We start from the raw sequence: 14,630 nt of genomic DNA, 5'->3' as shown, positions 1-14,630 counted from the left end.
TATCCCCCCGTCCTTATGGTCTGGACATTTCATGGGTGGGATAAGGCAATGAAGCCGGTCCGGCGTCTATCCATCGACTGCGCCGGATGTCCAGGGCGTGAAGATGTTATGCGTCCGGGCGCCCTCCGACCGGATTCGATGCCCGTTTTCAGGCCTTGAGCGCAGTCCAGCCCAGCCAGAGCCAGCCGATGATCAGCAGTACGCCGCCGATCGGCGTGACCGCCCCCAGCCAGCGCGGCGCGCCGATCGCCATGGCGTAAAGCGTCAGCGCAAAGATCGCGCCACCGGCGACGAAAAGCGCGGCCGGCCCCTTCGCGCCGACCCTGTCGATGACGGCCAACGCCGCGACCGCATGGACAAGCTGATAGGTTGCACCGGTCTTCAACCATTCCGCAGCCTGACCCGATGCGCCATGCGCGCCGAATGCACCCGCGGCGACCGCGATCGCGCCCGATAAAGCCGCAAACAAGACGATCATCCGCAATCCTCCTCAAGCGCCGCATTGCGCTGGCTGAACATGCGCTCCATCCCGGCCCGGATATCGCCGGTCTCGCTCTGCACCTTCAAACGGGCTTCGTCGCGTTCGCGATAATCGGCTTCGGTATGAGCGATCTCGGCATCGTCGATGCCCAGCGCCTGCATTGCCTGACGCGCCAGCACGATCGCGCTCTCATAGACGTCGCGCACCGCACCCGCGATCGGTGCCGCACCGATCCGCATCATGTGCCGACGGTCATAGGCACGCACCAGGATCGACGCGTCGGGAAAGGCCTTGGCGATCAGCCCGAGCGATGCCTCGTCCAGCCGGTCGCCGTCGAGGCAGAAGATCAGTGCCTGCGCATGCTCGGCGCCCGCACGGCGCAGCAGGTCGACGCGCGTGCCATCGCCATAATAGACCTTCATCCCGAAATCGCCCGCGACCGCGATCGTCTCGGGATCCGAATCGATCAGCGTCACCTGAACGCGCTGGCCGACCAGCATCTGCCCGACAGTCTGGCCGAAGCGGCCATAGCCGACAACGATCGCCGAGGCGCCGTCGCTGACCGGCCCGTCCAGCTTTGCGGCACCCGGTCGCGGTTCCGCGCGGAAGCGCCGGGTAAAGGCCATCAGGAACGGCGTCGTCGCCATCGAGATCGTCACCACAGCGCCGAACAGGCTGGCGGCCTGCGGCTCGATCAGCATCGCGTTCTGCGCTTGTGCGAACAGGACGAATCCGAATTCGCCGCCCTGACTGAGCAACAGTCCCAGTGCCAGCGCCTGGCGCCAGGGCATCCTGAACAACAGGCCGAGCCCCATCACGATCCCAGCCTTGGTGACGATCAGTGCAGCCGCCATCGCGAGCACGAATACCGGCCGCTCGGCGATGACGGTCAGATCGAGCATCATGCCGACGGCGAGGAAGAACAGGCCGAGCAATATCGTGCGGAACGGCTCGACATCGGCCTCCAGCTCGTGGCGATATGGGCTTTCCGCGAGCATCACGCCGGCGACGAAAGCCCCCAGCGCCGTCGAAAGACCAAGCGCCTCCATCACCGCCGCGCTGGCAATCACCGTGAACAGGCCGGCAAAGACGAACATCTCGCGCTCGCCGAGATTGCCGATCAGCCGGAACAGGGGATTGAGGATATAGCGGCCGGCCAGGATCAGCCCGACCACCGCCGCGACCGTATAGAGGCTGAGTACCCAGCCCGGCGGGCCGGCAGCGTCAGCGGGATTGCGCGACAATGCGGCGATGATCGTGATCAGCGGGACGATCGAGAGATCCTGGAACAGCAGGATCGAAAAGGCCCGTTCGCCGAACGGCGTACGCAACCGTCCCGCGGACTGCAGCATCGGCAGGACCTGCGCGGTCGAGGACAGCCCCAATGGCAGGCCGAGCGCCAATGCCGCGGCGAGCGTGAACGGCGTGCTAGCATAGACCAGCAATGCGACCGCCAGTCCGCACAAGGCGACCTGGAGCAGGCCGAGGCCGAAAATATCGCTGCGCATCTGCCACAATCGGGTCGGCGACAGTTCGAGACCGACGAGGAACAGCAGCAGGGTGATGCCGAGTTCGGCGATACCCAGTTTCTGCTCGGCATCGCCGACCAGCCCCAGCAGATGCGGTCCGACCAGCGCCCCGGCGACGAGATAGCCGAGCACCGCACCCAGCCCGAGCTTGCGGAACAGCAGCACGAACACCATCGCGAAACCGAGCAGGACCACGCCGTCGCGCAGCATCGGCACGCCGCCGGCTTCGTGCATCAGGCGCCCGCGGCGCGCGCCGCCGCCTCCGCGACCGCTTCAAAGGCAAGCCGGATCGAGGGATGACGCGCCGCATGCGGCCGCGCCGGAAGGAAGATGTCCAGCCCCGGCCAGTCGCCCGGATCGTCGCGCGTGCCGGCAAGGAAACCGGCCAAAGCGTCGCGCGCCGCTTCGAGCTCCGCCCGGGTCTTGCCGATCGCGGCAGCGGCCATCAGCGAGGCGGAGGCCTGGCCGAGCGCGCAGGCGCGCACTTCCTGACCCAGCTCGGCGATCCGGCCATCGGCGTCGAGGATCACGTCCACGGTCACACGACTGCCGCAGACCGGCGAACGTTTTTCCGAAATGCCCTGCGCATCGGCGAGGCGTGCATGATAGGGAATCGTCGCGGCCAGCTTCAATATGGCGGTGTTGTAGAGCGGCGCGTTCATTTCGCGGTCGAATTCTTCGCCGTATCGGCATTCTCCGCTGCGTCGCCCTCCGACTGGCGTTGCTGGACGAAATCGACGAGCGCCCGGCTGGAAGCGTCGAGCAGCGGATAGGTATAGGATTTGGCCATCCATTCGGGGCGCTGCGCACGGCCGCCATAAAGCGTGTCATAGACCAGGCTGACCGCCAGATAGATCACGGTCGCGATGATCAACCCCTTGAGCGCACCGAAGCCCACACCCAGCACGCGATCGAAGCTGCCCAACGCCGATTGCCGCGTGCGGCGCCCGATCGCGCGTGCTGTGAGCCGCCCGGCGAGAAAGGTCAGGCCGAACACCAATGCGAAGGCCAGCACCATCGCGCCGCCCTCGGTTCCCACCCAACCGCTGACGAGCGACGTGGCTGGTTCATGGAACAGCTTCACCGCGAAGACCGCGACGATCCAGGCGATCAGCGACAGGACCTCAGTGGTGAAGCCGCGCAAAAAGCCGAGCACGGCGGCACCGCCGACCAGCAGGAGAACGATGATATCGAGAGCGGTGAAGGCAGCCATGGGCTCCAGCTAGACCAAGTTTGCGTAAATTTGAATCGGCATTCGGCGATGATCGCGAAATCTCCACCGTTTCTGCACTTGGGGAAGCGTGCACCGCGCTTCAAGCAGGCAGCGGTCTTATTCGCGCGCCAGCATATGATCGACGAACTGACGCAGCGTCCGGAAGCCCGAAAGCGTCAGCCCGCCTTTCTCCGCGCTCAGTGCCGAGGGGACGAGCGCGCGACCGAAGCCGAGCTTGCCGGCTTCCTTCAACCGCAATGCGCCATGCGCCACCGGCCGGATCTCTCCCGACAGCGAAATCTCGCCGAACGCGACCGCATCGGACGGCACCGGACGCTCGCCAAGCGCCGAGATCAAAGCCGCCGCGACCGCCAGATCCGCGGCCGGATCGGTCACCCGATAGCCGCCCGCGATGTTGAGATAGACTTCGCAGGTCGAGAAACTCAGCCCGCACCGGGCCTCGAGCACCGCGAGCACCATCGCCAGCCGCCCCGAATCCCAACCGACCACCGCACGCCGTGGCGTCGCGCCGCTCGCCAGCCTTACGGTCAGCGCCTGGATCTCGACCAGCACGGGTCGGGTGCCTTCCAGCGCGGGGAATACCGTCGATCCCGTCACCGTCTCGTCACGGTTGGTGAGGAACAGCGCGGACGGATTCGAGATCTCCTCGAGCCCGCCTTCGGCCATCGAAAAGACGCCGATCTCGTCGGTGCCGCCGAAGCGGTTCTTGATCGCGCGCAAGATCCGATATTGATGACTTCTTTCGCCTTCGAAGCTCAGAACGGTATCGACCATATGCTCGAGCACGCGCGGCCCGGCGATCGACCCGTCCTTGGTGACGTGCCCGACCAGCACCAGAGCAGTGCCGCGCTCCTTGGCGAAGCGGATAAGTTCCTGCGCAGACGCGCGCACCTGGCTGACCGTGCCCGGCGCGCCCTCGATCAGGTCGCTGTGCATGGTCTGGATCGAATCGATCACCAGCAATGCCGGCGGCTTACCCGTCCCGAAGGTCGTCAATATGTCGCGGACCGAGGTCGCGGCCGCCAATTGCACCGGCGCATTGCCGAGCCCCAGCCGCCGCGCACGCAAGCGCACCTGGTCGGCCGCTTCCTCGCCCGAAACATAAGCCACCGCCATGCCGGACAAGGCCAGCCGTGCCGCCGCCTGCAGCAGCAGGGTCGATTTGCCGATTCCCGGATCGCCGCCGATCAGCGTCGCCGAACCCTCGACGAAGCCGCCACCCAGCGCCCGATCGAGTTCCTTGATGCCCGTCGATGCGCGCTCGGGCAGTGCGATATCGGCATCGAGCCCGACCAGAGTGACCGCGCGGCCGCCCGATTGCAGATTATGCTTGGCCGCGAACGGCGTGACCACGGTGCCGGCCTCTTCGACCAGCGTGTTCCATTCGCCGCAATCGACGCATTGTCCCTGCCATTTGGAAGCGACCGAGCCACAAAGTTGGCAGACATATCGACGCTGAGGTTTTGCCATCGATGTTCCCTAACTGTTCCATCGATAGAACGCCAGACGCGTTCGTGCGTTCTTGCGCAATGGGCTCACTCTTTTCCGTTCGTCCCGCTATGGCGTCCGCATGATGCGCGTCGCCAGCTACAATATTCGTAAATCGATCGGCACCGATCGCCGCCGCCGGCCCGAACGCACGCTGGACGTGCTCAACGAAATCGGCGCCGACGTGATCGCGCTGCAGGAGGCAGATCGCCGCTTCGGCGCACGTATCGGCGTCATTCCACTGCGCATGCTCGACGAGCATAGCGATTATGCCCATGTTCCCTTCGACATGCGCGCCGACAGCCTGGGCTGGCACGGCAATGCCATCCTCTTACGCAAATCCGCCGAAATCATCCGCCGGGAAGTGATCCACCTGCCGGCGCTCGAACCACGCGGCGCCGTGCTCGCGGATATCGCCATCAATGGCGCGAGGCTGCGCGTAGTGGGCATGCATCTCGACCTGTCCGGTCTCTGGCGCCGCCGTCAGGCGCATGCCCTGCTCCACCATCTCGATGCCTGCGAGCCGATGCCGACGGTGATGATGGGCGATCTCAACGAATGGAGCAGCCGATCGGGCTGCCTGCGCGATTTCGGCAAGCATTTCGCGTTCGCCGAATGCGGCAAGAGTTTCCATGCCCGCCGTCCGGTGGCGATGCTCGACCGGATCATGGTGTCGGAACATCTTCAGGTGGCGGACAGCGGCGTCCATCATAGCGCCACTGCACGCAAGGCGTCGGATCACCTCCCGATCTGGGCCGATCTCAAGCCGGCCTGAGCCGGATTTCGATCACGGCGCCAGCCGCGACGCGGACGCTGCGGATCCCGCCGCCACATGCCGTCAGCAAGGAGCGCGCAATGGCGAGCCCAAGGCCCGAACCGCCCTCGGTCCGCCGCCCCGTATGGAATGGCTCGAAGATCTTCTCATGATCGGCGGCCGGCACGCCCGGACCATCATCGGATACAAGCAGCAATAGCCCGTCTCCGTCGCGCTGCGTGGAGATCGCGATCCGCCCTGCCCCTGCCTGCCGACTATTCTCGATCAATGTTTCGAGCACGGCTTCGATCAGCTCGGCCGGCACTGCCGCCATCGGCAGATCGTCGGGGATCGCGACGTCGATCGCCAGCCCCTCGCCCCGATGCGCGTCGGCCACGCGCCGCGCAGGGCCGCCAAGGCTGGTCCTGGCATCGCTCGGCATCACCGTCATGTCCGCCCGCGCCAGATCGAGCAATCGCTGGACCAGGTGCGAAAGCCGGTCGGCATCGGCCATGGCATTGGACAGGAAGCGGGTTTTCTCCGCCTCGGTCATCTCGGCGCCATGGTCGCCGAGCAGTTCCAGGACACCCCGCAGCCCCGCGATCGGCGTCTTGAACTCGTGGCTCACCGCCGCGGCGAAATCGCGCAGATAACGCGAACGTGCCTCGATCCGCTCGGCCATCAGCGCGAAATTCTCGTAGAGCGTACGGATCTCGATCGCCGCGGTCGCGGGCGTTTCGGGCACATCCACCTCGCCACGCGCCACCGATTCGGTCGCGCGGCTCAAAGCCTCGATCGGCCGTGCGATCGCGCGCGAGAGCAAGCCCGCGAGGAACAGTAAGGTCACGAAGATCGCCGACATGCCGAACAGGATCTTGCCGCGATCCTGATAAATGCCGAGGAACAGGCCGCGCGGGCTGCGCGACAGCATCAATGCGCCGATCACGCGGCCATCGGCAATCACAGGCCGGACATAATGGACGCGGATCGCTGAGGCACGGCTGAGCGCCTCCGCCGCATAACGCGCTTCATAGCCGCCGCGCCGGCGCAACACCGTCGCGCTTGCGCCGCCAAGCGCGGCCTTGACTTCGGGAACCCGCGCATAGCTTCGGCCGAGATCATCACGACCGAGCACCACGATGCCGGTGCGATCGAGCACGCGGATGGCGGCGAGCGTGGTCTGGACGGTATCCTCGACCACCGGTTTCAGCCGCCGCCCGGTAACCGCCGCGCGCCTGTCGGCAGGCGCCGCCGCGGCCGGCGCGGTCATCACCGGCAGGATCGGCATCGCATTGAGATCGACCCTGGGCCGCTCGATCCTGAGCGGCCGGGGTGCATCCGCGATCGGTTCGGGCCATGCCGCGCGATAGGCGCCGGCAAGGGCGGCCGCCTGCGCGATCAATTCGGTCTCGGTCTGCTGGACCAGCGTATTCTCATAGACGCGCAGGAACACCGCGGCGACGCCCGGCAGCGCCGCGACGAACAGCAGCACGCCGAACAGGATCGCGCGCAAGCGGATCGGCGGCCAATGCCGCTTGAGCCATTGCTTGAGCGGCTCGATCATCGCAGCCGAATGCCATCCCCGCAAAAGCGGGGATCCCGGAACATAGCGCGCGATTCCCGGCATTTCCTGGATCCCCGCATTCGCGGGGATGACAGGAAAGATGTCATTGTGCCGCGCCCATGCATGCCCCGATGCGATAGCCGATCCCGGCGCGCGTCTCGATCAGATCGCCCGCCCCGACGCCGACGAACTTCGCGCGCAGGTTGCGGATATGGCTGTCGATCGTGCGGTCGGTCACGGCGAAGCCGGGTCCATGCAACCGGTCGATGATCGCGTCGCGGCTGAACACTTTGGACGGCAATGATGCGAGCAGCAGGAGCAGCTGGAATTCGGTCGCGGTCAGTTCGATCGGGTCGCCCGCCCAGCGCGCTTCCCAGGCCTCGGGATCGAGCGACAGGCGATTATGCACCACCTGCGTCTGCGGTCCGGCGGCCGCCAGTGCTCGCCCGCCGCGCTTCAGGATTGCGTTGACCCGGGCCACCACTTCGCGCGGTGAAAAGGGTTTGACGACATAATCGTCGGCGCCCAGTTCCAGCCCCACGACGCGGTCGATCTCGTCGTCGCGCGACGAGAGGAACAGCACGGGGACATCGCCCGTGGCGCGCAGCCGCCGGCAGACTTCGATCCCGTCGAGCCGCGGCATGTTGATGTCGAGTATGACGAGATCGGGATTCCATTTCCCGACAGCGGCAAGCGCCTCCTCCCCATCCCCGGCCTCTCGCGTCTCCATACCGGCCTTGCTCAGAGCGAAGGACAGCACTTCGCGAATATGCGGGTCGTCGTCGACGATCAGGATCATCCGGCTCATGGCATAGGCTGTTGTCACCGCTTGACCTCCTCTGTCAAAGGGATTGCCGCGTTCCCGCCGGCGGGCGCCTCGACCGTCACGGCTTCCGGCGCCTCTTCACGCGGATATGGCAGGCCATTGCATTGACGCGGCCCGAAATGCTGGCGCTTGAGCCCTTTTTCCGCGATCAGCCGCTCGGCGGTGCGGAAGCGGCGCTCGTCACGCCAGGTCCAGCCGCGCCAGTCGGTCAGCACCGGCTCCATTTCGTCCATCAGCCGATTGCGCGACCAGGCGAGCCGCTCGCGGAGCGCGCCATCCCCGGTGCGCCCCTCCAGCTCGACGATCGGCAACAAAGCCGAGGATCCGAGTTCGTTCAGATAACAAAGGTCGAGATGTACGCCGCGCCCGCCGGCCTCGCGGGCATGACGCACATTCCAGGCCGCGGCCATGCGCCCTAGGTCGACGACGCTGCACGCCGAAAGCACCAGCAGGGCCGCGGCGGCGTTCGCGCTGATCAGCCAGCCGTCGCTCTTTCCTCGCCACATCCGCACGCAGATCAGGATCAGTCCGGCCGCGACCAGCGCCATCCAGATCAGCGCGGCGATGCGGAAGCGGGTGAGCGAATAGGAGTCGATATAGTCGAAGGTACGCAGCATCGAGGATGCGACGAGCAGGATATTCTGTGCCACCCAGATCGTCACCAGCGCACGGATCGACGGCCGTGCCGCCGTTTCCGATCCCGGGCGCATCGTCACCAGCACGAACAGGCCGGCGAGCAATGCGGTGGCGATCAGCGGATAGGCGCCCTGATGCGCATAATCCGCCATCGTCGTCTTGCCCGGCAATGGCGCACCGCTCCACAGAAAGGCGATGTCGAGCGCATTCTGAACCGCGAACAGCAGGTTGAAGATCACCAGCGACAGCGTGACCGACGCGATGCTGACACCGGGCAGCGCGACGACCGCCCCACCCGGCCTGGGCGGGGCAAGCGGCGAGAAGATGAAAGGTCGCAGCAGCGCCCAGCACAGAGCGAAGGCGATCAGGAAGAAAGCGATCCTGATCGGCGAGGTCGCCTCGATCGCCAGACCGGTATCGAGCATCGCCAATGCGTCCGCGATGATCGGATTGGCGCTGGCAAACAGCATCAGGAAGACAAGGCTTCCCGCGATCGGCAATGCGAGGAGCGGCAACAAGCGAGTTTTCCCACCGCCGCTCCGACGCCGCGCGCGGCGCCAGCGTCCGGCATCGACCACCGGCCCCACCGGAATCGAGAAGACATGGAGGATCAGCCGCAACGCCCAGCGTCCGGCATCGTCGAACCGGGCGATTCGTGGACCGAGCGCGGCGAAGGCCAGTGCGACCCAGCACAGTATCGACGCGAGCGGCGACGGCGCCTCGATCAGCACGCCGGCAAAACCGGCGGCGGCGATGACCGCCACGATCGCGCTGCGGTCACGCCAGGTCACGGGCCGCAGGACGATCAGCGCGGCGAGCAGCGCCAATGCGAAATAGCCCGGCGTCGCGCCGACATGGTGAAACAGGAACAGCCAGTTGGCGAACAGCGCGAGCGCAAGCGCCGCGGCGAATTTGACGGTATAGGAATAGCGAAGCGGCATGACCGAACTCTCCCGGTGGAGACCGGGTGATGCCGTACCTTCGGGGAGCGTTGGTCCGCACGGCGTCTTGCCTTGAAGGAGCGCGGATGCAGAATTGGTGCAGTCCTGCATCCCGGATCGGCGGATGCCGCAACCTACCCGCGCTTTGGCACGGAATAGCAAAAGTTGAGTTGCCGACTCATTCTCTACGGTTTAGGTAGAATTCATCGGAACCAAGGGCGCGTGGTCGTCGCCCTTCAGCATTTTGGCTGCCGATAGGACCCGCGGCTTTTGAAGGGATGCAGCTTGCTCCGCGTCAACAACGGCTAAAGCGCGATGCAGGGTAGCGTGACGCCCGGCTTCGTGATCCCCCCAGGGTTAAGGGGAAGTGACGAATGCGAAGACACGTTTCCACGACAGACGGAATCCGCCTGCGGCGATGCCGCTGCTGAGCTGAACTGACCGCGGGCCACGAGGCCCGCGCAAACCCTCTGCACATTTTTCAGCCGCGCGGCGCCGCCGCGCGACATCGGGCACGTGCGCCCGTCAGAAAGGCTTTCGACATGACGAACACGCCACAGGTGAGCGAACTCTGGTATACGCGCTGCCCCGTCCCCACGCCGCTCGGCCTTGCCGTCCAACTCGACTGGTTCGCCGAGGAATTCGGCCGCGACGGCATCGCGCTGCGCTCGGTCCAGGAAACCAGCGACCCGAATGCACGGGAATCGCATTTCGATCACAGCCTGCCGCACTCATTCCGACAGGGCGGCAATATTCCGGCGATCTGGGCGCGGGCGAACGGCCGCGACACGCGCGTTATCGGCCTGTCCTGGACCGACGAGTTCCAGGCGATCCTGGCGCTGCCGGGTGCGAGCATCGGCCGGGCGCGCGACCTGCGCGGGCGCCGCATCGGGCTTCCCGTCAATCCGATCTCGATCGACTTCAATCGCGCCAGCGCACTCAGGGGTTTCGCCAAGGCGCTCGAGCTCGACGGGCTTTCGCTCGACGCGGTCGAACGTGTCGATGCGGTCAATGAGGCGCCGAACGGCACCGACGGGATCGCCACGGGCGAAGGGTTTCGGCGGCGCAGCCGTCACGGCTATCGTGCCGAAGTGCTGGCGCTCGTCCGCGGCGAGGTCGACGCCATCTATGTGAAGGGCGCGCTCGGGCTGGAAACCGCCCGGCTGATCGGCGCGCGCATCGTCGCCGATCTCGGCTTCCACCCGGATCCCAAGGTCCGCATCAACAACGGCACGCCGCGCACGCTGACTGTCGATGCCGGGCTGATCGAGGCACGCCCCGATCTCGTCACGCGCTTCCTGCGCCGCGTGCTCGATGCGGGCGACTGGGCGGCGGCGCATCCCGACGAAGCGATCGCCTATATCGCCCGCGAGGCCGGCTCCTCGCCCGACTGGGTGCGCGCGGCCTATGGCGAACATGCCAGCCAGCGGCTCGGCACCTTCCTGACCGACGAGGCCACCGACGCCTTGTCGGACTTCAAGGACTTCCTATTCGCGCACGGCTTCCTGCCCGCAGACTTCGACGCGCGCGCCTGGGTCGATCCGCGCCCGCTGGCTGAACTCGCCAGCCATGCCCGCAAGGCCGCCTGACGCACCTCACCATCCACACATCGCCGCAGAGCGCCCCGTCATCGGGTGCGGCCCATTTTTCTTCAGGAATGACAACTCGATGCTGAAAACCCGTTTCCGTTCACATCTCGCTTTGGCCGGCGCGGTATCGCTCACCGCGCCCATAGTGCCGGCATGGGCACAACCGCCCGAAGCCGAAGCCGCCGAAGCCGCAGGCGCCCCTGCCGTCGATGACGGCGAAGCGATCATCGTCACCGCCAACCGGCGCGAGGAGAAATTGCAGGACGTGCCCACCGCGATCACCGCGGTCGGCGGCGATGCGCTCCAGCGGCTCGAAGTCCGCTCGGCCGCCGAGATCATCCGCCTGATCCCCAATGCCTCGGCGGCGCAGACCGAAGGGCGCAACCGCCCGCGCTGGTTCATCCGCGGCGTCGGCAGCAACGATCCGGCGGCGAACGTCGTCAATCCGATCGGGGTCTATTTCGACGAAGTCTATGTCAATTCGCCATTTTTCCAGGCCTTTCCGGTGTTCGATCTGGAACGCGTCGAAGTGCTGCGCGGCCCCCAGGGCACGCTCTGGGGCAAGAACACCGTCGGCGGTGCGATCCATTATATCTCGCGCAAACCCGAATTCGATCCGTCGGGCTATGTCCGCGCGGGCATCGGCAATTTCGGGTCGGTCTTCACCCAGGGCGGCTTCGGCGGCGCGGTGGTCGACGATGTCGTCGCGGCGCGCGGATCGTTCTTCTACGAGCGGCGCGGCAACGTCTACGACAATGTCGGCACCGCCGAGAAAGGCACCGGCCGCTTCGACGATTTCGCCGCACGCGTGCAATTGCTGGTCAAGCCGTCGGACGATCTGAAGATCCTGCTCTCCGGCCGTTTCCGCAATTTCGACGGCACACCGATCCCGCGCTTCATCGAGCCCGCCTTTCCCGACACGGCCGCGCTCAAAGGCGCGACCGCACCCGCCGACGATTACGGCAATGTGCCGACCGGCGACCGCGATCTCTACGCGTCGAACGTGCCCGGGATTTCGAAGACCAAGCAGCGCGGCGCCACGCTGACCCTCGAATGGACGCCCGGCGACTATACGATCACCTCGATCACGGCCTGGGACAAGGGCGACAATCTCAGCCAGGGCGATGCCGATTATACCGTCTTCGAGGGCTCACGTTCGCGCACCGACCTGTCGAGCGAACAGTTCACGCAGGAGCTCCGGATCACCAGCCCGCGCGACGATCGTTTCAACTGGATCCTTGGTGCGCATTATTTCTGGGAAGATTTCTCGTCCGACGCATCGACCGCGACGATCGCGACGACGGCCTATCGCGATCGCGGCACCGGGCCGGCGCGCTGGCGCCACGCCTATTTCCAGAATGTGCTCTACGACCAGACCGCCAAAAGCTATGCGCTGTTCGGCAGCGGCACGTTCAACTTCACCGATGCGCTCAGCCTGACCGCGGGTATCCGCTACACATCGGAAAAGCGCGCGGCGACGATCGACATATTCAACGGCGCGGGCGATGCGTCGCGGCGGCTCAACACCGTCGATCCCGCGACAGCGCCCACCGCAGCGCGGCCGCTCGTCACTTTCACCGATCCCTCGACCTGGTGGCTCAGAAGCTCGGTGACGGCGAGCACGCCCTACGCACCCTTCACCGCATCTCCGTCGAAAACCTGGAACCGGCTGACCTGGGACGTCACGCCGCAATTCAGGATCAGCGATGACGCCCTGCTTTATGGCCGTTTCGCGCGCGGTTTCCGGTCGGGCACTTTCCAGGCGAGCGCCACTGCCGGAGTCCAGTTCGATCCGGAGGGGATCGCGCCGGAGGATCTCTATTCATACGAGGCGGGGCTCAAGACCTCATGGTTCGACGGCAAGCTGACCGCCAATCTCGCCGCTTTCTATTACGACTATAGGAAGATCCAGGTGCTGGTGCAGGGCGTCCCGGTCTCGGCGGGCGGCACGACGATCTTCACCGCACGGCTGATCAACGCCAAGGGCTGGTCGAAGGGTGTCGAGCTCGACGTCGCGGCGCGGCCGATCAAGGGCCTGCGCATCGCGGGCAGCATCGGCCTGCTCGACACCAATTACACCGACGATTTCATCCCCAACAATCCCAATACCGGCCTGCTGTTCGGCAAGGGCAACCAGTTCACCCGCGCGCCGCATTTCACCGGCAATATCGACGCCGAATACAGCTTCCCCGTCGGCGACTGGGAAATCGCGGTCGGCAGCGACTGGAGCTACCGCACCAGCCAGTATTTCACGGTCAACGCGCAGGAAACCGATCCGAACGCCAACGACTATCTGGTCAGCCGTTACCAGCAACAGGCGGGTTATGCGCTCGGCAATGCGCGGCTTTCGCTCTCGGCGCCCGGCGACCGGCTCGAATTCCAGCTCTTCGTCCGGAACCTGACCGACAAGCAATACAAGATCCTGACCTTTGGCACCCAGCAGGGAGCGCGTCTCACCACCTATGGCGACCCCCGCACCTGGGGCGCGTCGGTCTCCGCAAAATTCTGAAGAGGAACCAGGCCATGTCCAATTACCCTAAGGAAATCTGGTACACGCGCTGCCCCGTGCCCACGCCGCTTGGCATCGCGATCAACCGCGGGCTGATCGACAGCGCGTTCGCGCCGCTCGGCGTCCGCGTCAATTCGATCCAGGAAACCAGTGATGCGAGCGCGCGTGCTTCGCATATCGACCATCATCTGCCGCACAGCTTTCGCCAGGGCGGCAGCGTGCCGGCGATCTGGGCGCGCGCCGCCGGCGTCGAGACGCGCGTCATCGGCCTGTCCTGGATCGACGAAAGCCAGGCGATCATCGCGCTGCCGGGATCGGGCATCCGCACCGTCGCCGATCTCAAGGGGCGGCGGATCGCGCTGCCGCTGCGCAAGGATCAGCGCATCGACATCTTCCGCGCCACCGCACTGCGCGCGCTGCTCGCGGGCCTCTCGCTCGGCGGCGTTGGCGAGCATGAGGTCGAATGGATCGATATCGATGCGAGCGATCCGGCAACCGCCGACGGCGAAGCGCCGCTGGGTATCACGGCACGCCGTGGATGGAGCGGACGCCCGCTCTACACCGCCGAATTCCAGGCGCTGGTACGCGGCGAGGTCGATGCGATCCATGTGAAGGGGTCGCTCGGCCATGAGTTCGCATTTCTCGCCGGTGCGCATGTCGTGATCGACACCGGTTTCCATCCCGATCCCAAGATCCGGATCAACAACGGCACGCCGCGTCCGCTCACCGTCGATGCGGCGACGCTCGACCAGTATCCGGAGATCGCCGAACGGCTGCTCGCCCAGGTGATCGCCGCCGGCGATTGGGCGGTCTATAACCCGCAGGAAACATTGGCCTATATCGCGCGCGAAACCGGGTCATCGGAACAGTTCGTCCGCGCCGCCTATGGCGGCGACACGCTGCACGAGCGGCTTGGAACCGATCTTTCGGACGCGTCGATCGACGCGCTTGCGGATTTCACGACCTTCCTGTTCGAGCGCGGTTTCCTGCCGAGCCATTTCGACGTGGGCGCGTGGATCGACCGGCGCCCGTTCGAGGCCCTGTACGATGCCAGCGCGCGCGACGCGGCCTGAGCGAAG

12 protein-coding genes are annotated in these 14,630 nt (G+C 65.8%); 4 read left to right on the top strand and 8 right to left on the bottom strand.

Annotated features, from left to right (window positions below):
* Positions 1-148: 148 nt before the first annotated feature.
* The 5 genes from AC3WN8_RS19370 to radA all read right to left on the bottom strand — a co-directional run bounded on the left by AC3WN8_RS19370 (position 149) and on the right by radA (position 4,714).
* Positions 149-478 carry a DUF423 domain-containing protein gene (locus AC3WN8_RS19370; RefSeq protein ID WP_492671113.1) on the bottom strand — a complete coding sequence of 110 codons (330 nt, stop codon included), beginning with the start codon at positions 476-478 and terminating at the stop codon, positions 149-151.
* Entirely contained in the window at positions 475-2,244 is a 1,770-nt protein-coding gene (locus AC3WN8_RS19365; protein WP_492671112.1) for a cation:proton antiporter domain-containing protein, read from the bottom strand. Before AC3WN8_RS19365 ends, AC3WN8_RS19370 begins: the two co-directional genes overlap by 4 nt.
* Positions 2,244-2,672, bottom strand: a complete 429-nt coding sequence (locus tag AC3WN8_RS19360) for an iron-sulfur cluster assembly scaffold protein (protein ID WP_492671111.1) — start codon at positions 2,670-2,672, stop codon at positions 2,244-2,246. The genes AC3WN8_RS19365 and AC3WN8_RS19360 overlap by 1 nt, the downstream gene beginning before the upstream one ends.
* The gene (locus AC3WN8_RS19355; RefSeq protein WP_492671110.1) at positions 2,669-3,223 is read right to left on the bottom strand and encodes a CvpA family protein; all 555 of its coding nucleotides are present in this window, start codon (positions 3,221-3,223) and stop codon (positions 2,669-2,671) included. Before AC3WN8_RS19355 ends, AC3WN8_RS19360 begins: the two co-directional genes overlap by 4 nt.
* A 117-nt stretch (positions 3,224-3,340) precedes the next feature.
* Positions 3,341-4,714: a DNA repair protein RadA gene (gene radA, locus AC3WN8_RS19350; protein ID WP_492671109.1), complete on the bottom strand. Its 1,374-nt coding sequence runs from the start codon at positions 4,712-4,714 to the stop codon at positions 3,341-3,343.
* Between the two features lie 100 nt (positions 4,715-4,814).
* Here radA and AC3WN8_RS19345 point away from each other — a divergent pair, with 100 nt between their 5' ends.
* Positions 4,815-5,507 (top strand): endonuclease/exonuclease/phosphatase family protein, encoded by a 693-nt coding sequence (locus AC3WN8_RS19345; protein ID WP_492671108.1) that lies wholly within the window; start codon positions 4,815-4,817, stop codon positions 5,505-5,507.
* Here AC3WN8_RS19345 and AC3WN8_RS19340 read toward each other — a convergent pair.
* The 3 genes from AC3WN8_RS19340 to AC3WN8_RS19330 all read right to left on the bottom strand — a co-directional run bounded on the left by AC3WN8_RS19340 (position 5,494) and on the right by AC3WN8_RS19330 (position 9,453).
* A complete protein-coding gene (locus AC3WN8_RS19340; protein WP_492671107.1) occupies positions 5,494-7,050 on the bottom strand; it encodes a sensor histidine kinase in 1,557 nt (518 codons plus the stop codon). The genes AC3WN8_RS19345 and AC3WN8_RS19340 overlap by 14 nt on opposite strands.
* Before the next feature lie 103 nt (positions 7,051-7,153).
* Positions 7,154-7,876, bottom strand: a complete 723-nt coding sequence (locus AC3WN8_RS19335) for a response regulator transcription factor (protein ID WP_492671106.1) — start codon at positions 7,874-7,876, stop codon at positions 7,154-7,156.
* Positions 7,873-9,453 (bottom strand): DUF4153 domain-containing protein, encoded by a 1,581-nt coding sequence (locus tag AC3WN8_RS19330; protein ID WP_492671105.1) that lies wholly within the window; start codon positions 9,451-9,453, stop codon positions 7,873-7,875. Before AC3WN8_RS19330 ends, AC3WN8_RS19335 begins: the two co-directional genes overlap by 4 nt.
* 542 nt (positions 9,454-9,995) lie before the next feature.
* Here AC3WN8_RS19330 and AC3WN8_RS19325 point away from each other — a divergent pair.
* The 3 genes from AC3WN8_RS19325 (at position 9,996) to AC3WN8_RS19315 (ending at position 14,624) form a co-directional block, all read left to right on the top strand.
* Positions 9,996-11,042: an ABC transporter substrate-binding protein gene (locus AC3WN8_RS19325; RefSeq protein ID WP_492671104.1), complete on the top strand. Its 1,047-nt coding sequence runs from the start codon at positions 9,996-9,998 to the stop codon at positions 11,040-11,042.
* 79 nt (positions 11,043-11,121) lie between these two features.
* On the top strand, positions 11,122-13,551 hold the full coding sequence (locus tag AC3WN8_RS19320) for a TonB-dependent receptor (RefSeq protein WP_492671103.1): 2,430 nt from the start codon (positions 11,122-11,124) through the stop codon (positions 13,549-13,551).
* Positions 13,552-13,565: 14 nt separating this feature from the next.
* Positions 13,566-14,624 carry an ABC transporter substrate-binding protein gene (locus AC3WN8_RS19315; protein WP_492671102.1) on the top strand — a complete coding sequence of 353 codons (1,059 nt, stop codon included), beginning with the start codon at positions 13,566-13,568 and terminating at the stop codon, positions 14,622-14,624.
* Positions 14,625-14,630 lie beyond the last annotated feature (6 nt).

It is taken from the genome of Sphingobium sp. FW305-3-2-15-F-TSA7 (assembly GCF_058787155.1).
This window is presented reverse-complemented; position numbering and strand designations above follow the sequence as displayed.